This window comes from Teichococcus wenyumeiae (assembly GCF_003696345.1).
In the GTDB taxonomy this organism is placed as follows: domain Bacteria; phylum Pseudomonadota; class Alphaproteobacteria; order Acetobacterales; family Acetobacteraceae; genus Pseudoroseomonas; species Pseudoroseomonas wenyumeiae.
The window spans coordinates 1-17485 of the sequence record NZ_RFLX01000051.1 but is presented as its reverse complement, the minus strand read 5'-3'; the positions used below and the strand labels follow the sequence as shown (position 1 = coordinate 17485).

Here is a 17485-nt window from a genome sequence, read left to right as displayed (position 1 = left end):
AAAACCTGGGTGAAGCTCTCCGGCGCCTACATGGACACCAAGGTTGGGCCAGCCGGTCGCTGGTCTGATACGGTCCCCGTTGCGCAGGGCTATGCGACAGGCGCGCTGGAGCGGTGCGTCTGGGCGAGTGACTGGCCGCATGTTACCGAGCCGGCCGAGAAGCCCGATGACGCGGCGCTGTTCGATCTGCTGACCGAGTGGGTCCCAGACGAGGCCGCGCGCAAACAGGTGCTCGTCGACAATCCGGCGGCCTTGTACGGCTTCTCGAAAGGTTGAGCGGACTTGGCCTGTGGTCATGGCAGCACGGGCCAGGCAGCCTGCTTCATCCAACTGCAGCGCTCGACGAACAACGCAATCTGACAGTGCGTCACCCGACCCGCATGCCCAAGACGCAGAAACCCCGGTCTTGAGGGCCGGGGTCGGTAGCCACGCGGATCTTCAAATCGCTGCGCCAACTGGTCACGACTGGCCCGAAGGCTTGCCCGGTTGCCATTCACCCTTGAAGGGGTGAGTGCCCGCTCGCGGCGCCTCCAAGCTGCGGTGTGGATAGGCGTCCAACCGCGACCCCGTGAAAACTGCTCCTATACCTTTGAGGTTTCTGCTGATTTCGCTCAGAGCGCGGGGTCCCAATCGGCGCCGACGGGGACCCCCGCCCACAACCTAATCTGCAATCAGATCCAACAGGTTATGAGTTACTCAGGGTGGGATCCCAATTGGGTTCTGAAAGACACCTGCGTCCAGGCGGCATCGTGATCCTGCTGCACCCTCAGTCACGCGGCCGAACTTGCCTTCTCGTCAAATAACTTGCCAATGCCCAGCGAGATGGGGAAGAACGGCTCCAGGCGGCGCGTCTGAGCACGCGAAAGCATCGGAAGATGCGGCACTCGGGCAACCCTCCGAATGCTTTCAATTACAATACGACTACCGCCGTAAAGGGTCCTGAGCCTAAAGGCTCTGCTGCGCCGCGCGGGTGATGCTAGTCTCGCCCGTGCCAAAGAGGTTTACGGCGAAGGTGAAGCGGTATCTGATATCGACACTGACGAGGATGACGCTGCCACTGCGCTGGCAACCCCGGCGCTCCTGCACCAGTCGCTCCGGCTCCAGCCCCATCGGCAGACCTGAGCGGGTGACGGCCGCTGCGAGGTCGGTCAGGCAGCGGTTCTGCGCGTCGCTGCCCACATAAACTAGGGTCTTACGCAGCAGGGCATCGGCATGGCTGTGCACGGCCTGCACCGTATAGACGTAGCGCGACATCTCGATGCCGCCCATGAAGAGCAGCATGAAGGGCAGGGCGGCGAGGGCGAATTCCAGCGAGAGTGCGCCCTGCCGGCCCAGCCTAGCGAAGACGGAGTTCGACATCGCCGACCAGGATTTGCGCCGGCAGGGCGGCGGCGGCCAGAGGCGTGCTGGCGCTAAAGGGCCGGCTGACACGGACGGAGAGATACATGGCCGGCGTGCCGGTGGCGCAGACCCCGCCATTGCATGAGACTGTTACGCCATTGTCGCACCGGCAGGTCGTGACAGGGCTTGGCACAGTGATATCGCTCCAGCCCAGCAGATTGGCGCGGATTGCGGCGGTGATGCCTACGGTGTCGGTCGGGCGGCTGAAGGCATATTGCGCCCCGGCTCGCGCCGCAGCCTCCAGTTGCAGACTCTGCTGGATGGCATTGCCTATATCGAAGCCTCCCATCAGCAGCAAACAGACGACAGGGGCGATCAATGCGAATTCTACCAGGGAGACGCCCCTGCGGGAATGTTTGAGGCGGGTGAGCATCCCGGTCATTCCACCAACCTCGGCACCATCACCTGCGGCACCGGCGTATTGCGGGAGGGGCAGCCGCTGACGTCGAAGGGAAAGTTGTTGAGCTGCGAGACCTCCAGGCTGCCGGCCACCACGGGCAGGCAGGTGCTGGGGTTCGGCGCTGTCATGTTGCTGATGCGCGCATATCCGTTTGGGACATAGATGCCGCCCAGCAGGTCGATCGAGTTAAGGTTGCTGAGGTTCAGCGTCGGATTGCCGCTGCTGCCCGTGGCGCCGGCATTGGCACGGGTGATGATCATGCCGTTCAAGACGGAGTTGTAGAGATTGGTTGTGGGCGCGGTCAGGCGAGCGGTGCTGAGGCTACCGAAAGTCACCTGCCCCGGATGGCTGCCCAGTAGGACGATGCTGCAGTTGTCGCAGAGAAAGCGGTTGAGATTAGCCGCTGTGAAAGAAGCCGCCATACCCGTGCCGGTACCCACCAGGACAAAGGTGCAGCCATTGCATCTGATTTCGGTGGCGCCTCCTAGGGACAGGGAGGCATTGCGAAAGATATATGTGCCGGCGTCCAACAGGACCGTGTTGTCATTGCCGACCGAATACGCCTTGTTGCAGAAGGCCGTGTGGCTCTGCTCATAGCGCGGCATACGCGTAGTGGAATTGAAGTTGATCGTAGCGTTGGTAGTGCAGGGTGGATCCGGCGGCACCAGCTTATCCAACTGCGCGTAGGGGTTGGAGATTGGCGGCACCTGCTCCTGATAGCCCTCAGTCAGCTTCACGTTCGGATTGGTGCAACCATCGCAATTGCCCGCCGTCACCACCCCTTGAGCACTAAAGCTGCCGGAATTTTCGATCTGTACCGCCTTGCTGCCCGTCGCATTGGCACCGATGGCGCAGCCGCGGGCCTCGAACTTGTTGAAGCTGTGAATTCTGGTGGTACCGTTGAGGGCCAGAAGGCAGACCTGCATCTGGCCCTTCAGCACGGCGACCGACCGCGCGCCAATATTGCTATCGCTCATGCCGAAGAGGGCGGCGGCCAGCGCCATCGGCTGCCGGCGGTGAATCGTCACCTCATAGGCCTGACCATTGCTCATATACGGACCGCTGGCGGGCGGGTTCCGGATCAGCACTGTGGTTTCAGCGTCAGTGGTGAAGCCGTTGAGGGCCACAACCTCCGTCGCCGCAGCGAGGGCGGCGGTACTGGAGCGCGTTCCGGCAGCGGATGCAGCGGCGATGGCCGCCGCATCCGTCGCGCTCTGCACGCGCCGCTGGGTCAGATAGACCAGTCCTCCATCCGTGATCAGCGCGACCGCGCCAAGCAGGGCGGTGGCACTGACGGCGAAAAGCACGACCGTGGCGCCCTTCCGGTCACGCCGCAGCCGTAAGGCTACACCGCTGAACCAGGAGGCTAGGAGAGGGAAGGGAAAGGGCACAGCTTGGAGCCATTCACAAATAGAAGGTGCTGAGCCGCTGCCCATACAAATTTGCGCTTAAGCTTGACCTTCGCGCAAAGGCGTCGACATCCGGCGTAGGTCTTTTACCATTCTCGCGAAAATTTTATCAAACAAAGAAATTCCTCTTGAAGTTGTGATGAGGCGAATGTTACCTCCCAATTGCTACCGACACGGGCAGTTAACGAAACAGATCGCGCGATAGTCGTGCGGCGTCCTGTTCCAGTTGCGGTGCGACAATGGAGCGAATCCCATGATGGGTAAGGCGACTTATCTGCTCACCAGCCTCAAGACTGACCGCAAGGGCGTTACCGCTCTGGAATACGGTGTGATCGCCGCCGTGCTCGTGGTGGCTGTGGCTACAGCTTTCACCACCTTTGGTGGCGCTGTTTCGACCTTCTTGGGCACACTGCCTGCCAAGCTGGAGCTGTCTTAATTTTATGGATGGCGCTCACGAGCGCCATCCCTCCCGCTCCTTCTGCACGAAGACATTACGGAATGGACACGCTATGCTCTTTTCCGCCAGTCTTCTTCTACTTCTAGCTGCGGCGACCTGGCGTGATATCGCTACGCGGACCATTCCCGATACGGTTAGCATCCTGGCCGCCCTGGTCGGGCTTGCCGCACGGTTCTCTCTTGGGCCTCAGGCAGCGCTCCTCTCGATTCTCACGGCCGCCGCACTCTTCGCCCTGCTGCTCTTCCTTTTCGCGCGGGGTGCGCTGGGTGGCGGGGATGTGAAGCTCATGTCGGCGCTGGCTCTCGGCATGGCCCCGGCCATGGTCTGGGACTTCCTGGTGGTCACCGCGATCACCGGCGGGGTTCTCGCTTTCGCGTATCTGGCGCTCTCCCGGCTGCTGCCCGCACATCTAGCGCGGCCCGTCATCGCTGGCGGCACTCTGCCGCGCCTCTGCCATGTCGAGGCATGGCGCATCCGTCGGCGGGGGCCGTTGCCCTATGGGCTGGCTATCGCCGTGGGTGGCGCGACGGTTCTTCTGCACGGTATATAAGGCACGACGATGCGCCTGCTTCTCGTCCTGGTCCTGCTCTTGACTGCGGCCGGCCTCGGGCTAGTCGCCTGGCAGGTGGTGCAGCTGGCCGTGCCGACTCCGGTAGCCTCTGCCGTGGCGCCGCCGCCGGCTCCCACTCGCATTCGTGTGCTGACCGCGGCCCGCTCCCTACTGGCCGGGTCGCTGCTGAAGGAAGGCGACTGGGAGGTGCGTGAGGTGCTGCCCGATACCGTGTCCGATGAGACGCTGCGCGATACGCGGGAAGAGCGGGCCGAACTGCAGGGCGCCATGCTGCGCCAGTATCGCGAGGCCGGTGCGCCGCTCTCCCGCGCCGATGTGCTGCACCCGCGCGACCGTGGCTTCCTGGCCGCCGTGCTGCGCCCGGGGCAGCGCGCCATTTCCGTCGGTGTGGATGCCGTGACTGGCGCCGCCGGGCTGATCTGGCCCGGCGACCAGGTGGACCTGATCCTGACGCAGGAACTCGATTCCTCACAGGCCCCACTCGACCGCCGCGTGGTGGCGGAGACGGTGCTGACAGATATCCGCGTTATCGCCGTGGACCAGAAGATGGCCCAGGGTGCCAGCGCCGAATCCGCCACCCGTGACGTGGCAAGCACCGTGACGCTGCAAGTCTCCGCGCGGGAAGCGGAGCGGGTGGCAGTGGCCAGTCGCCTCGGCCGGCTCTCCGTCACTGTCCGCGCCATGGAGGAGACGGTCGCGGCCGAACCGGCCGCGGAGCGCACCGCCGTCTTCGGCGCCGATGTCTCCAGCGCGCTTTCGCAAAACGAACAGGGAACAGTCACCCGCATGCGTGTGATCCAGGGCGGCGAGGCACAGGACCTGACCTTCCGATGACCGGCTCCGCGCGCGGAATTCTTGTCATCGCTGGCCTGCTGCTGCCAAGCCTCGCCCTGGCGCAGCCGGCATTGCCAACTGTGGCGCCGGCAGGCCCGACGGCACCGCTGATGGGCAGCGCGCGGCTGGAGGCCGGCACGGGCCAGCTGCTCATCCTGCCGCGTCCGGCCAGCACGGTGATCGCCGCCGACCCGCGCATCGCGCGGGTGCAGCCCACCTCGCCCACGCGCCTCTTCGTCATGGGCGTGGGCGAGGGGCGGACCACCTTGATCGCTACGGCCGAGGATGGGTCTCTGGTGGCGCAATACGAGATCGCCGTGCGTGGCACGGTTGCGCCCGCCAGCGGTAATCCGGCGGTGCTGACGCCCATGGCGCCTGCCACCCCCGCCGCCGCGGCAGTGAATGCAGCGGCGCTGGAAGCCGCTCTGCGGGACGCAGTGCCGGGCCTGCAGGGCTTGCGCGTCCGCGTCACCGCTGCCGCCATTGTGCTGGAGGGCAGCGTGGCCAGCCCATCCGAGGCGAGTCGCGCCATGGCTCTGGCCGCCGCTTTCGGCGGCAAAGAGCGCGCGGTGGAGAATGCCCTGACGGTGCGTGGCGGCACCCAGGTAAATGTGCGCGTTCGCATCGCCGAGATTTCCCGCCAGATCACGCGGGAACTGGGACTGAACTGGCAGGCGCTCGGCTCGGTCGGCAGCTTCGCCTTCGGGTTGCGCAGCGGCCCTTCGGCCAGCAGCGTCGCCGGGGCTGTAGCTAATGGCGCTGCCGCCCTGAGCGGCACGGCCGCCGCTGCGCGCATTGCCGGCGGCATCCGGACCTCGCGCCTCGACATCAATGGCGTGATCGATGCGCTGGCGGCCGACCAGCTGATCACCATCCTGGCGGAGCCGAACCTGACGGCGCAATCCGGCGAGACGGCCAGCTTCCTGGCAGGCGGCGAGTTCCCGCTACCGGTCGCCGCCAGCGATACCGGGCAGATCTCGGTGGAGTTCAAGCCCTTTGGCGTGAGCCTCTCCTTCGTGCCCACCGTGCTGGCGGCGGACCGGATGACGCTGCGCATTCGCCCGGAAGTCAGCGAACTGTCGCAGAACGGTGCCATCAGCGTGCCGATCACCGGCGGTTCCGTGCAGATCCCGGCCCTGACCGTTCGCCGCGCTGAAACAACGGTGGAACTGGGCAGCGGCCAGAGCTTCGCCATCGCAGGCCTGCTGACCCGTAACAGCAGCCAAGTGCAGCAGGGGCTGGCGGGGTTGGGCGACCTGCCGATCCTCGGCTCGCTCTTCCGCTCCGATCAGTTCCAGCGCAGCGAAAGCGAGCTGGTGATTATCGTTACTCCCTATATCGTCCGCCCGGTCTCCGATCCCGCGCTGCTGGCCGCGCCGACTGATGGCTTCCGCCCGGCGACGGATCTGGAACGCGTGCTGGAGCAGCGGCAGATCGCCCGTGGTGCCCGGCCGCTAGTGCTGCGCCGGCCGGTCAATGCCGGCTTCATGCTGGAGTAGCCCCTGACATGCTCAAGCGCCTGAGCTGCGCGGCCGCCCTGCTGCTGGCCGGCTGCGCCGACCCGATCGACCGCCCCGGCACCTGGCGGGCCGGCAACGTCAACGACCAGAACCTGCGTGCCATGATGGCCGACCCTGCGCATGAGCGCTTCGGTATCGGCGCAGCGGACAGCCGCGCCGATACCTCGGCCGCCGCCGTGCAGCGGCTGCGTGAGGGCAAGACCTATCCGCTGCTTGACCCGCGCGGTTCGGGGGCTGGCAGTGTCGGCCGCTGAGGCAACACGCGGCGCCGGCGGCGCGACGGAGCGCCCCATCCTGCTGGCCTTCCTGGCTGATGACGCGGATGAGGCGGCGCTGCGCGGCGGCCTGGCGGAATGGACGGATGCAGTGCCGGTGCGGCGCGGTAACGTCCGCACGGCCGCCCGCACGCTGGAGCGGGAAGAAACCCCGCGCCTGCTGATCGTCGATATTTCCGGCGTCGACGACGCGGCCGAGGCGCTGGAGCGGCTGGCCACCGTCTGCAGCCCGGATGTGCGCGTGCTGGTTGTGGGAGACCGCAACGACCTCAGCTTCTATCGCGGCATCACGCGCGACCTCGGTGTCGAAGAATATATTTATAAGCCGCTGACCCGCGACAATGTCAGCCGCCTTTTCGGCCCACCGCTGGCGGAGCTGCTCTCCGCGGGCGGCGGCCAGAGCGCCGCCACGCCGCGTGGCGGGCAGATCGTCGCAGTCAGCGGGCTGCGCGGCGGCGTCGGCGCCACCACCATCGCCACCAATCTGGCGCTGCATCTGTCGGAGACTACGCGCGGCCATGTCGCGCTGCTGGACCTGCATCTGCGCGGCGGCAGCACGGCGCTCTCGCTTGGCGCGCGCCCCGGCGCTGGCCTACGCGTGGCGCTGGAGGAGCCGGAGCGGGTGGATGCCCTCTTTCTCGACCGCGTTTCCATCCCGATCTCCGACCGCTTCCGTGTGGTGGCGGCGGATGAGGCGCTGGAATCCAGCCCCGCACCCACGGAGGCCGGCATTATCCGGCTGCTGGAGCTACTCCGTTCCCGCTTCAACACGATCGTCGTCGATCTGCCCAATCCACCGGGTGTGATGGAGCGACGCGTGATCGCCCTAGCGCGGCACCGCATCCTGGTGATGGGGCCGGATGTCGCGAGCATCCGCGATGCCGCAGCCGGCCGCCGCATGGTCGCCGCCCTGGCCAATGGCGCAGCGCCCCTGGTCGTGCTGAACCGCGCGGGACTACGCGGCGGGCTTGGCAACGCCCTGGTCACGGAAGGCCTCGGCGCCGCGCCCGACATCATCATACCCGATTTTCCTGGCCAAGTACCTAAAGCGATGAATCTGGGCCGCCCCGCCTTGCATGACAGCGCCGGCTTCCGCCGTGCCCTGACGCCCCTGACGCGCGAGATTTCTGGCGCGGGCGCAACCGCCGAAGAGGGAAGGATGCGCCGGCTGGCGTGGCTTTGGCGGCGATGAAGCCTTTCGGCCGCCGCGCCGAGGCGCCACCTGTTCCTGCGGACGAGCCCACCCCCGCCGTCCCAGTGCGGGAAGCCCCGCGCGAGGCGCCGCTCTTCCGCCTGCGCAGCCAAGTGATGGACCGCGTCGATCCCGCCGTCGCCGCCGAATTGCCGGCGGCGGCCCTGCGCGCCCAGCTGGAAGCCATCGTGCACGAGGTCGCCGGCCGCCAGCGGCTGGAACTGTCCGCGCGCGAGCAGGCGCGGCTGGCCGAGGAGCTGACGCATGACATGGTCGGCTATGGCCCGCTGGAGCCGCTGCTGCAGGACGACAGCATCAGCGACATCATGGTGAATGGTCCTGACAGGGTTTTCATCGAAGTGCGCGGTCGCATGCGCCTCTCCGATGTACGCTTCCGCGACGCGGCGCAGGTGGCGAATATCGCGCAGAAGATGGCGGCCGCGGTGGGCCGCCGTGTCGATGAATCCAGCCCGCTGCTGGATTGCCGCCTGGCTGACGGCAGCCGCGTTAATGTCGTCTTTCCGCCGCTGGCGTTGGATGGACCCTGCCTGTCCATTCGCAAGTTCTCCAAGAAAAAGATCGATTTCTCCGTGATGGTGGCGAATGGCAGCATGATCCCGCAGGTGGCGCGGGTGCTGGAGATTGCCGCGCGCTGCCGTTTGAACACGGTCGTCTCTGGCGGCACTGGCTCCGGCAAAACGACGATGATGAATGCGCTGAGCCGGCTGATCGATCATGAGGAGCGCATAGTCACCATCGAGGATGCCGCTGAGTTGCAACTGCAACAGCCGCATGTGGTGCGGCTGGAGACACGCCCACCCAACCTCGAGGGCAAAGGTGAGATCACGCAGCGTGACCTGATGAAGAACGCGTTGCGGATGCGCCCGGACCGCATCATCGTCGGTGAGGTGCGTGGTTCCGAAGCCTTCGACATGCTACAGGCCATGAATACCGGCCATGACGGCTCGATTTGCACCGTGCATGCCAATACCACGCGCGACGCGGTGACGCGTATCGAGAACATGGTGCAGATGGGCAGCATGTCGCTTCCGCCACGCGCCATCCGCACGCAGATCGCCAGCGCCGTCGATCTTATTATCCAGGTGGAGCGCATGCGCGACGGCGTGCGCCGCGTCTCGCAGATTTCGGAGATCTGCGGACTGGAAGGCGATGTGATCACCATGAACGAGGTGTTCACCTATAACTTCGAAGGTGAGGACGCGAATGGCCAGCTGCTTGGCCAATACACCAGTCCGCGCACGCGCCCCGGTTTTTCCGAGAAGCTGCGCTACTACGGCCTGGAACGCAGCTGGATGGATGCGTTGCAGGAACTGCCGGAATGATGCCGATGCTGCTCCTGGCGATGGCGGCCATGCTCTGCGCCGCCGCCATGGTGCTGCTGCGCGGCGGCGCGCAGGCCAGGATGCGAGCGCGGGTGCAGGGCGCCGGGGCTGTGGCCGTGCCACCTGCCGCGGCCTCCCCGCGCGTGCCCAGCATCCGCGTGGCACCACGCGGTGGCAACCCGATGCTGCGGCGCGTCTTCCGGCTGGTCAGCTATCATCCCGAAAACCCGGCTGAGCACACGATCCCCTGGATGGTGGTGCTGGCTGCTGGGGTGGTGGCGGGGCTGCTGGGCAGTTGGCGGGCTTCGGCCTATCTGGGCACGAGCCTCGGCAGCATGGTCGGTGCCGTCATCGGCGCCCTGGCCATCCGCAGCATGTTCCTCTGGCAACACCGCCGCTACACCAATGCGCTGTTCCGTCAGTTGCCGGACACGCTGGGCGTCATCGTTCGCGGCGTGCGCGCCGGCCTGCCGATGACGGAGGCGCTGCGCAGCATCGCCCGGGAAATGCCCTCTCCCACACGGGAAGCTTTCGGACGCGTTGTGGGCGAGATCGCCATCGGCCGTTCCGCCGAGACGGCGCTCTGGAGCCTCTATGAGCGTACGCGGCTGCCCGAATACGCCTTCTTCTCCGTCATGATCGGCCTACAGGCGCAGACCGGCGGCAGCCTGACGGTGGCACTGGACACACTGGCGGATATGGTGCGCAAGCGTGTGGCCATGCGCAGCCGTGCCCGCGCCCTGGCGGCCGAGGCGCGCATGTCCGCGCTGATCCTGGCTATCCTGCCCTTCGTCGCCGGGCTCGGCCTTTCCTTCCTGCAGCCTGGCTATCTCGAGATTTTCTTCAGCACCCCGTCCGGTCAAGGGCTGCTGATGACGGCTCTGACCTTGCTGGGCATGGGCCTGCTGACCATCCGCTGGCTTATCCGCAAGAACACGAGCGAATGAGCGGTATGACGGTCTCCTCCTCCTCCTCTCTGATGCTGGCTGGCCTCGCCGGCAGCGGCGCGCTGCTGCTGGCCATCATCGCGGCGCTGCTGCTGCATGCCGAGGCTCGGCAACGCGATTTTGCCAATCGCATCCGGCAGGTGACGCGCCCTGCCGCGCCCGGTGGCCGCCGCACCGCCAGCGCGCTGCATCCGCTGGGCAAGACCTTGCAGCGTCTTGGCGAAGCGCTGCGGCAGACGGCGCTTTTCTCGGCCAAGGATATCGCGGAGCTGGAGCGTGCTGTGGGCGCGGCTGGCTTCAACCCGCATCGTGCCGTTTCCACCTTCCTGGGCGTGAAACTGGTGACCGTGCTGGTGCTGCCCGTTCTGGGCTGGTTCATCGGCCGCATCGCCGGCGGGCAAATGCAATGGATGCTGCCGGCTGCTGGTCTGGTGCTGGGTATCCTGGTGCCTGGCTGGGTGGTGGCCATGTTGCGCCGCCCCTATGTCGCGGCACTGGAGCGGGGCCTGCCTGATGCGCTGGACCTGCTGGTGGTCTGCGCCGAATCAGGCCTTGGCCTTGACAGTGCGGTGGAGCGCGTGGCGCGGGAGATGGAGTTCTCCAACCCCGCCATCGCTGTGGAACTGGCGCTGCTGAGCCAGGAGTTGCGCATGTTGCCGGACCGGCGGGAGGCACTGATGCGACTGGGTGAGCGCACAGGGGTGGAAAGCTTTCAGCGTCTTTCGGCGACCTTGTCGCAGACGCTGCGCTACGGCACGCCGCTGGCCCAGGCGCTGCGCGTGCTGGCTGGTGAGATGCGGCAGGAGCGCATGATCAAGCTGGAGGAGCGTGCTGCACGGCTGCCGGCCCTGCTGGTGCTGCCGCTCGTGCTCTTTATCCTGCCCTGCCTGTTCATCGTCCTGATCGGCCCTTCCGCCATCCGGATCGTCGCCCATTTCAGCGGAGGCTAAGCCCCAATCATGCCGCATACCGCCTGCCGTCTGCTGCTGCTCTTCTCCCTGGCGCTAGTCGCCGGTTGCGCCAGTTCGGCAAGGCGCGACGAGGTGGCGACCCGCATGCGCGTGGCTGCGGTCGCGGAGCAGACAGGGCAGGAGGATGTAGCGCTCTCCCTCTATGCCACTGCCGCGGCCCAGGCGCCGGACCGGGCCGATGTGCAGGCGCGTTATGCGCGCGCCCTGCTGGAGAATGGCCAGCCCGACCAAGCCCTGCGTGTGCTGGAGGAAGCGGGCCACCGTCGCCCACGGGACCCCGTGCTACTAGCAGCGAGCGCGCGGGCGCAACTGGCTATGGGGCAGGCCGAGGCAGCCGTGGTCAGTTACCGCCAGTTGCTGGCGCGCGCGCCGCAGGACGTCCCGTCGCTCAACGGCCAGGGCGTGGCGTTGGATCTGCTGGGCCGGCATACCGAGGCGCAGCAGAGCTACCGCACGGTGCAGGCGCTCGAGCCGGGGAACATCGCCGCAGCCAATAACCTGGCGCTCTCCACCCTGCTGGCGGGGGATGCCGCCAAGGCGGCGGCGCTCTTCGGGCGGCTGGATCAGCCCGGTACGCCCGAGCGGGTGCAACAGAACCACGCTGTCGCCCGTGCGGCAGCGGGGCAGGCTGCGGGCGACCCGGAAATAAGCGCCTTGGCGGCAGCGCTGCGTTAGATGCGATTTTCTAGGAGACCTGTGTGCAGAACGGTTCTTCTTAGCCCAGGATAACGCCCCTTATCGGGAGTGATCCAAATGGCCAATCATACACGATAACCCCCACTTATCGTGCTCTATTATGAGAGCGGGCTTTTTGCTACAATTGGAACCGGGCGAAGGGAGGCTTCAGCCTCGCTGCCAGCGCTTCTCCACTGCGGTCCGGTAAGGCAAGCACACCCAGATATATGCCTGGCCTTCCATGAAGGAGCCGCCGAAGCCAAATGTGGCGCCCGCCCCGCAGACCGAGCAGAAATGCTCGAAGCAGGGATCAAACCTGGTGACGCTCACCCTCTGCGGATCTGGCTTCCATAGGACGTGTCGGAGATTAGGCTGTAAAGCTTGAGCTTGAAGGGCTGGGTCGGACATGAGGGCGACCATAACCGGCGGTTGGCTCCCTAAAACCTGTCGATCCATCTGGTACAGGGCTGACTCCACCCTGGAGATCCACTGTATGGGTGGGCATCATGTCCGGGAGCGAGTAGGCGTCCTGGCCCGGCCGCGGCCGTCTGGTGATGCCCAGCCTTATGAGCTTATAGGAAATCTGGTTCATTACAGGTGCGGCAGCTGTGAACCCAAGGCGGAGGTCATCTGGTTCAGGTATCGGTAACCCGCGCGGGGACTTTGGTGAGCGCCGTTCTACCTGGAGGAAGTTAGGCGCGGTTTCACCGGCGGCTTGGAAGGCTTCAGGATGACGCCCTCTTCAGTGACCTCGATGTCCGCATCGGGGTAGACGGCTGTCGCCATGCTGAGGATGGCCGGGAACTTTGACTTGAAGTGATAGAGCTTCGCGAACCCTTGGCCGTGCTGGGCCTTCAAGGCGCTCCAGGTGACCAGCCGCGGCCGTTCTAGGGAATGCAGGCGGTATGCTAGCCAGACGTAGCAATCTAGGGCCGCAGAATTGTTGGACAGGGCTTTTATCGCGCCCTCTTCCAGCGGGATTGGGTGGCGCTGGAGCTGCTCGAAAAACGGTCCGGAGAGGCGAGCCGTCTCCAGAGAGAGGCGACCCTGGCGATCACCATCCGGAGTGTCGAGGAATAAAGCGCGGTCGACGATCTGCTGGTTGACGAGCCCTGCTCGCCCCTGTCCAACTAGGTGAAACGTCAGGCGGCACCGGCTGAGCAGTTCGGCTTGCTCGCGCACCCCACGGCCCGACTTTCCACCCCACGGCACGCCGATCCTGGACATCCACTCGCGCCAGGACCGACCGAGTTCGACCTCAGGGCTTCCTGTCTTAAGTGCCTCGGTTTGCAAGTATAAGAGGATCAGCCGGGCGTAGCTCCCAAATGGAACGCCAACATGCTCTAGGGGGCCAGATCCATCAGTACCTGATGGGCGGCGGCCTGGCTCGACAACCAACCGCATCCGGTCGGATGCCACTTCCCAGGCTTCACCAGCTGGCACACGCCGATGAGGAAGCGCACATTGCGCCCAGCCGCTGAAGGCAAATGCGAGGGCGTTGTCCTCTTCGGATAGGTAGCGCGCCGCAGTTTCGATCACATCGCGAGATTCAGCACCCGCTTCGATCGCGGCCTGCTTTCCATGCTCCGTCAGCAGCTGGTGAACCCGCGCCATCACATGCCTCTCAATGCCTGTAACCTGCCTCGAAATGGTGGTTCCGCCAACTGGGGACTTTGGTGAGACACTACTAGGAAGGATATTAGATTCTATTATTAGTTTGCTCACCGAAGTCCCCAGGATAACCCGAGAAAGGCTAAGCTTTTCTGTCTGGGATTATCACTATAGTCCCCACGCCGCTCACTAAAGCCCCCACCTTGGTGTGAATACCGGGAACCTGGGACAGGGCTTCCGGTTAGCCGACTCGGGTATCACCAAAGTCCCCAGCCGCCCTGCCCCGGCTCAGAAGCCCTTCTTGGTCAGGAATTCCAAGATCGCTTCCGCGACCACATCCTGCTGCCTTGCCCGCTCGTAGTGGCAATAGTCCGCGAGCCGGTCAGCCAGTGGCGCGGGGATCCGTGCGCCTACTTGGGTGCGGGGGATGTCCGCCTCCTTCGGCTTCCGGTGCCGAACGGCCGGAGTGATTACCTCGACCGGCTCCGCCTGGAAGACCACCGGCGGCACTTCACGCGGCGGAACTCGCGCATGGGTTGGGGGAGGAGCTGGCGCCGGAACCGGCTGGACAACAGGGGTCTCAGCAGCCGGGGCTTCCTGCAAGTTGGCAGGCTCGCGAGGAATCGAGAAGGACGACAAGCGCGTCGGTTGCTTCGTCATTTATCTCATTTGTCCTTTCGTCCACCAACCATGCGAAGAGCTGGCTGCTTTGTTAGCTTGTTAGCTGTATCACTAGTTAGCAGGCCAGCTCGCTTGGCGACATACCCCCAGAGGGCAGAAACCTCTCCTGAAGGAGCGCCGCGTGGGTCGGACTCCTGAACCGTCAGGCCATCCAGCGCCGAGGCAGCATAGGCATCGGATCGGTGCAGCGTAGAAGGCGCCACCGTTCCATGCTGAGACAACGCCACGGCGGCATCACCCGTTAAGCGGGCGCGCTTCGTAGCGCTGTTGATGATGAAGACCATCGGTCGGTCGAGGCCCGCGACTAGGTCGGCCGTTTCTCCTACGGCATCGAGGTCATCCGGCGACGGACGCACCGGCACCAGCACCAAGTCGGCCGCCCGGACCGCAAGCCGGACGATCTCATCCGCCGCGGGCGGGGTGTCGATCAGGAGGAGACCGTAACCCCGGGCGCTGAGAGCGGGGATGACGCCATCGAGCTGCTGAGCGGCCGCCAGCGCCGCGGCGGCGCGGTCCTCGTGAGTAGAGGAGGGCATCCCCTCGGGCGCGAGCTGCACCAGTTCGAGGCCATCCTCGGGACGGCGCTGCCACCACCGGGAAAGACCACGCATGGGGTCCAGGTCTACGACAGCTACCCGGCCGATGCCGCTGCGAAGCGCGGCGACCGCGAGGTGACGGGTCACCACGGTTTTTCCTGAGCCACCCTTTCGGCTCGCTGTCACCAAGACCTTCATGCCGATTCCCCATCCCCCTGGATAGGGAACGGGATTACCTGCACGCACCCGAGCGGTCAACCAATCCCACCAGCTTGTTATCTTGTTATCGAGCTAACGCGTTAACGGTATCGCGGAACGTATCCGAAGCAGGCGGGCAATCCTGTTCGGTTGAAGCGGATCCTGGTCTATCGAACTGAAACGCTCCTATCCGGGCCACTGCTAGATCCGCAGCGGTCAACCCACGTAGCTCCAGAGCCAGGGACCGAGCTGTCTTGCCCGCGAGATCGCGCTAGATAGCCCTGTCCTTCGCGACATCGGCCGAGGCGTTCACCACCCACTGTGGCACGGCTCTATGACCGGACGTCCATGCGTACATCCGGCTATCCCGCGCCGCACCCTCCCTATGCCGCTGACCCGGAGCCTATTGCGGCAGATGGTGGTGCTAGGGCCGTGACGCATGCCGAGCATGAGTTATCGTGCTGGAAACGCGGCCTTACTCAGCGGATGTTCCAGAATGGGCGGTTCGCCTCTGTAGTGGCCTCAGCGCGGCTCGTGCCGATATCAGCCAGGAGACGAGCATCCATTTCACCCAGTAGTCGGCGAGTTCGGTGAGCCTGCAGCATGGCGCCGACCATGCGCCAAATCCGACGCAGGCCGAGACTGTTGCAGCTAGGAACGAGACATGGAGATGAGATAATGTGCGTCGCCATCATGACCTCCTGTGTCCGAGCACCTCGGATGAACAGAGAGTAGTTGACGCAGGTCTATCAGGAAAACGAATTGCTTTGATGTTTTGCATCAATGAAGTTGATGATCTGCGCGCATGCTAAGAAGCCGCCTGGCAGGGTCACCCCACCGGGCTGATCTGGGTCTGCTTGCTCCCTTCCACGCTGGCCTTATGGCCGGCGCCGGTCCGATTGGGGCCTGTTACCAGTTAGGGCGTTCACCACGCCGCCGCAGTACGGATGGTGTAGCAGGGCCTGCTTAACGCCCGGTAAAGGCGGCGGCGCTTTTCTGCGATACGCAGAACGTTACGCGGCCATCTCGGTGACCGGCAGGACGGCCGCTATGCTCTGGCCATGCTGATGCTCTCCCGCTTGCTGCTGGTCGCCTTGCTGCTCACCACATCGCCCGCTCTCGCCGCCGACCTCCTAGGCCAGGTGGTCGGCATTCAGGATGGCGACACCCTGACCCTGCTGACGCCGGAGCGCCGGCAGGTGCGGGTGCGCCTCTACGGCATCGACGCACCGGAAAGCCGGCAGCCTTACGGCACCCGGGCCCAGCAGGAACTCTCGGCGCTCGCCTTTCGCAAGCAGGTTCGCGTGACGGTGGAAGACACCGACCAATATGGCCGCACCGTCGGCCGGGTCTGGGCCGGGTCTCTTGATGTCAGCGCCGAGCTGGTGCGCCGCGGCGCCGCCTGGGTCTACCGGCAGTACAACCGAGATCCGATGTTGCCGCCGTTGGAGGCGGAAGCCCGCCAGGCGAAGCGTGGCCTCTGGGCCCTGCCGGCCAGTGAACAGGTACAACCCTGGGTCTGGCGACGGAATGGCGGGCGGGCCACCGCAACCGCGCAGCCATCAGCAGCGGGGAGGGCAGGGGCTACGGCGTCCTCCAGCAGCACTGCTGACCTGAGCTGCGGCAGCAAGCGCTACTGCACCCAGATGAGCAGCTGTGCCGAGGCGCAGTTCTACTTCCGCCAGTGCGGGCTGAGCCGGCTGGCTGGTGACCGCGATGGCGTGCCCTGCGAGCAACTCTGCCGCTGACAAGCCGCCGATTACGGCAACTCCCATTCGCTCCACCACCCGGCACGTGAGGCTAGGCTTATCGTGCTTTCTGCGCGGTCCCTGAGCCGACCGACCGAGTCCGTTGGACATCGAAGGTGCCGATTGGCTGGGCGGCCGCCGTGTCCCCGCGCCCGGTTTGCCTTCAGCAACATGAGAATCAGCTTATACTAAGTCCCAGTGATTAGAACCCATAGCTGTAGCTGCCTCCAGCAGCGGTGGGGAGCTGCCCCGGCGCTCTATAGGTTCTGATCAAAGGGACTTGGTATTAGCGCGTCAGCCGCGAGGTTTTTCGAAGTGTCCAACTCGCTCGCGCAGATCCACTGACAGCGCTTTCGACATGCCTGTCGCCCCTCCAATACCGGGGCAACTGAATCACCTTCCGCCCGGCGCCGGGATCACAAGCCATTCAGTCAGGCCGAAAACCGCTCTAGTCGAGTGCCGTCACATCGATCCATGATCTATTTCGATTGGGAAAGATTCTGGTTAACGACAAGGACAACGTTGCTGTCGTCCCATGAGAAGGAGGTGGAAATTAATGCAACGTCGGCACGTGATTGCTCTTTTAGCTGCTGTTACTGGGTACTTTCCTAAACTCTCTTCAGCTCAGGAGAGGGCATTGGCAAGTTGATGGGCGGTGGTCGGAACAACCGAGCCAGGGCAATCTGACGGGATGACGGCAGACTGTCCCACCTACC

At 65.0% G+C, this 17485-nt stretch carries 19 protein-coding genes; 12 read left to right on the top strand and 7 right to left on the bottom strand.

The features are described from left to right. The coding region (locus tag EBE87_RS25375) for an amidohydrolase family protein (protein WP_147426119.1) at positions 1–276 on the top strand (276 nt) is incomplete at its 5' end. 669 nt (positions 277–945) lie between these two features. Here the strand turns inward: EBE87_RS25375 and EBE87_RS25370 are convergent. The 3 genes from EBE87_RS25370 to EBE87_RS25360 are packed head-to-tail and all read right to left on the bottom strand — an operon-like array spanning position 946 to position 3108. After that, positions 946–1359 (bottom strand): TadE/TadG family type IV pilus assembly protein, encoded by a 414-nt coding sequence (locus EBE87_RS25370; protein ID WP_158600942.1) that lies wholly within the window; start codon positions 1357–1359, stop codon positions 946–948. After that, positions 1337–1783 carry a TadE/TadG family type IV pilus assembly protein gene (locus tag EBE87_RS25365; RefSeq protein ID WP_120639245.1) on the bottom strand — a complete coding sequence of 149 codons (447 nt, stop codon included), beginning with the start codon at positions 1781–1783 and terminating at the stop codon, positions 1337–1339. The genes EBE87_RS25370 and EBE87_RS25365 overlap by 23 nt, the downstream gene beginning before the upstream one ends. Then, a complete protein-coding gene (locus EBE87_RS25360) occupies positions 1780–3108 on the bottom strand; it encodes a pilus assembly protein TadG-related protein (protein WP_158600943.1) in 1329 nt (442 codons plus the stop codon). Before EBE87_RS25360 ends, EBE87_RS25365 begins: the two co-directional genes overlap by 4 nt. Positions 3109–3463: 355 nt before the next feature. Here EBE87_RS25360 and EBE87_RS25355 point away from each other — a divergent pair, with 355 nt between their 5' ends. The 10 genes from EBE87_RS25355 (at position 3464) to EBE87_RS25310 (ending at position 11995) form a co-directional block, all read left to right on the top strand. Further along, positions 3464–3646, top strand: coding sequence for a Flp family type IVb pilin (locus EBE87_RS25355; RefSeq protein ID WP_120639247.1), 183 nt, complete (start codon positions 3464–3466; stop codon positions 3644–3646). A gap of 73 nt (positions 3647–3719) precedes the next feature. Beyond that, positions 3720–4217: an A24 family peptidase gene (locus tag EBE87_RS25350; protein WP_158600944.1), complete on the top strand. Its 498-nt coding sequence runs from the start codon at positions 3720–3722 to the stop codon at positions 4215–4217. Positions 4218–4226: 9 nt separating this feature from the next. Then, the gene (cpaB, locus tag EBE87_RS25345; protein WP_120639249.1) at positions 4227–5072 is read left to right on the top strand and encodes a Flp pilus assembly protein CpaB; all 846 of its coding nucleotides are present in this window, start codon (positions 4227–4229) and stop codon (positions 5070–5072) included. Next, positions 5069–6571, top strand: a complete 1503-nt coding sequence (locus tag EBE87_RS25340; RefSeq protein ID WP_120639250.1) for a type II and III secretion system protein family protein — start codon at positions 5069–5071, stop codon at positions 6569–6571. Before cpaB ends, EBE87_RS25340 begins: the two co-directional genes overlap by 4 nt. 8 nt (positions 6572–6579) lie before the next feature. Further along, positions 6580–6846 (top strand): hypothetical protein, encoded by a 267-nt coding sequence (locus EBE87_RS25335; RefSeq protein ID WP_120639251.1) that lies wholly within the window; start codon positions 6580–6582, stop codon positions 6844–6846. Next, complete coding sequence (locus EBE87_RS25330) at positions 6806–8059, top strand: AAA family ATPase (RefSeq protein WP_147426120.1); 1254 nt, start codon at positions 6806–6808, stop codon at positions 8057–8059. Before EBE87_RS25335 ends, EBE87_RS25330 begins: the two co-directional genes overlap by 41 nt. Next, a complete protein-coding gene (locus EBE87_RS25325) occupies positions 8056–9402 on the top strand; it encodes a CpaF family protein (protein ID WP_120639253.1) in 1347 nt (448 codons plus the stop codon). Before EBE87_RS25330 ends, EBE87_RS25325 begins: the two co-directional genes overlap by 4 nt. Further along, positions 9399–10349 (top strand): type II secretion system F family protein, encoded by a 951-nt coding sequence (locus tag EBE87_RS25320; RefSeq protein ID WP_120639254.1) that lies wholly within the window; start codon positions 9399–9401, stop codon positions 10347–10349. The genes EBE87_RS25325 and EBE87_RS25320 overlap by 4 nt, the downstream gene beginning before the upstream one ends. After that, on the top strand, positions 10346–11299 hold the full coding sequence (locus tag EBE87_RS25315) for a type II secretion system F family protein (RefSeq protein WP_120639255.1): 954 nt from the start codon (positions 10346–10348) through the stop codon (positions 11297–11299). Before EBE87_RS25320 ends, EBE87_RS25315 begins: the two co-directional genes overlap by 4 nt. A 9-nt stretch (positions 11300–11308) precedes the next feature. Continuing rightward, positions 11309–11995 carry a tetratricopeptide repeat protein gene (locus EBE87_RS25310; protein WP_120639256.1) on the top strand — a complete coding sequence of 229 codons (687 nt, stop codon included), beginning with the start codon at positions 11309–11311 and terminating at the stop codon, positions 11993–11995. Positions 11996–12673: 678 nt separating this feature from the next. On the opposite strand, the gene EBE87_RS25305 is transcribed toward EBE87_RS25310, so the two are convergent. The 4 genes from EBE87_RS25305 to EBE87_RS30560 form a co-directional block, all read right to left on the bottom strand. Further along, the gene (locus EBE87_RS25305) at positions 12674–13609 is read right to left on the bottom strand and encodes a replication protein RepA (RefSeq protein ID WP_199707554.1); all 936 of its coding nucleotides are present in this window, start codon (positions 13607–13609) and stop codon (positions 12674–12676) included. Positions 13610–13894: 285 nt separating this feature from the next. After that, the gene (locus EBE87_RS28830) at positions 13895–14266 is read right to left on the bottom strand and encodes a hypothetical protein (protein ID WP_147426121.1); all 372 of its coding nucleotides are present in this window, start codon (positions 14264–14266) and stop codon (positions 13895–13897) included. Positions 14267–14271: 5 nt separating this feature from the next. After that, positions 14272–15021, bottom strand: coding sequence for a ParA family protein (locus tag EBE87_RS25295; RefSeq protein WP_120639259.1), 750 nt, complete (start codon positions 15019–15021; stop codon positions 14272–14274). Between the two features lie 479 nt (positions 15022–15500). Further along, a complete protein-coding gene (locus tag EBE87_RS30560; protein WP_199707556.1) occupies positions 15501–15638 on the bottom strand; it encodes a DUF1127 domain-containing protein in 138 nt (45 codons plus the stop codon). Positions 15639–16100: 462 nt separating this feature from the next. Between EBE87_RS30560 and EBE87_RS25285 the strand changes: the two genes are divergently transcribed. Then, positions 16101–16769, top strand: coding sequence for a thermonuclease family protein (locus EBE87_RS25285; protein ID WP_233560191.1), 669 nt, complete (start codon positions 16101–16103; stop codon positions 16767–16769). Positions 16770–17485 lie beyond the last annotated feature (716 nt).

Coding starts and splice junctions, on each gene's coding strand:
- EBE87_RS30560 (WP_199707556.1), bottom strand. CDS start 15,638: ATGGTCGGCGCCATGCTGCAGGCTCACCGAACTCGCCGACTACTGGGT.
- EBE87_RS25355 (WP_120639247.1), top strand. CDS start 3,464: ATGATGGGTAAGGCGACTTATCTGCTCACCAGCCTCAAGACTGACCGC.
- EBE87_RS25365 (WP_120639245.1), bottom strand. CDS start 1,783: ATGACCGGGATGCTCACCCGCCTCAAACATTCCCGCAGGGGCGTCTCC.
- EBE87_RS25310 (WP_120639256.1), top strand. CDS start 11,309: ATGCCGCATACCGCCTGCCGTCTGCTGCTGCTCTTCTCCCTGGCGCTA.
- EBE87_RS25350 (WP_158600944.1), top strand. CDS start 3,720: ATGCTCTTTTCCGCCAGTCTTCTTCTACTTCTAGCTGCGGCGACCTGG.
- EBE87_RS25340 (WP_120639250.1), top strand. CDS start 5,069: ATGACCGGCTCCGCGCGCGGAATTCTTGTCATCGCTGGCCTGCTGCTG.
- EBE87_RS25325 (WP_120639253.1), top strand. CDS start 8,056: ATGAAGCCTTTCGGCCGCCGCGCCGAGGCGCCACCTGTTCCTGCGGAC.
- EBE87_RS28830 (WP_147426121.1), bottom strand. CDS start 14,266: ATGACGAAGCAACCGACGCGCTTGTCGTCCTTCTCGATTCCTCGCGAG.
- EBE87_RS25335 (WP_120639251.1), top strand. CDS start 6,580: ATGCTCAAGCGCCTGAGCTGCGCGGCCGCCCTGCTGCTGGCCGGCTGC.
- EBE87_RS25315 (WP_120639255.1), top strand. CDS start 10,346: ATGAGCGGTATGACGGTCTCCTCCTCCTCCTCTCTGATGCTGGCTGGC.
- EBE87_RS25305 (WP_199707554.1), bottom strand. CDS start 13,609: ATGGCGCGGGTTCACCAGCTGCTGACGGAGCATGGAAAGCAGGCCGCG.
- cpaB (WP_120639249.1), top strand. CDS start 4,227: ATGCGCCTGCTTCTCGTCCTGGTCCTGCTCTTGACTGCGGCCGGCCTC.
- EBE87_RS25370 (WP_158600942.1), bottom strand. CDS start 1,359: ATGTCGAACTCCGTCTTCGCTAGGCTGGGCCGGCAGGGCGCACTCTCG.
- EBE87_RS25320 (WP_120639254.1), top strand. CDS start 9,399: ATGATGCCGATGCTGCTCCTGGCGATGGCGGCCATGCTCTGCGCCGCC.
- EBE87_RS25295 (WP_120639259.1), bottom strand. CDS start 15,021: ATGAAGGTCTTGGTGACAGCGAGCCGAAAGGGTGGCTCAGGAAAAACC.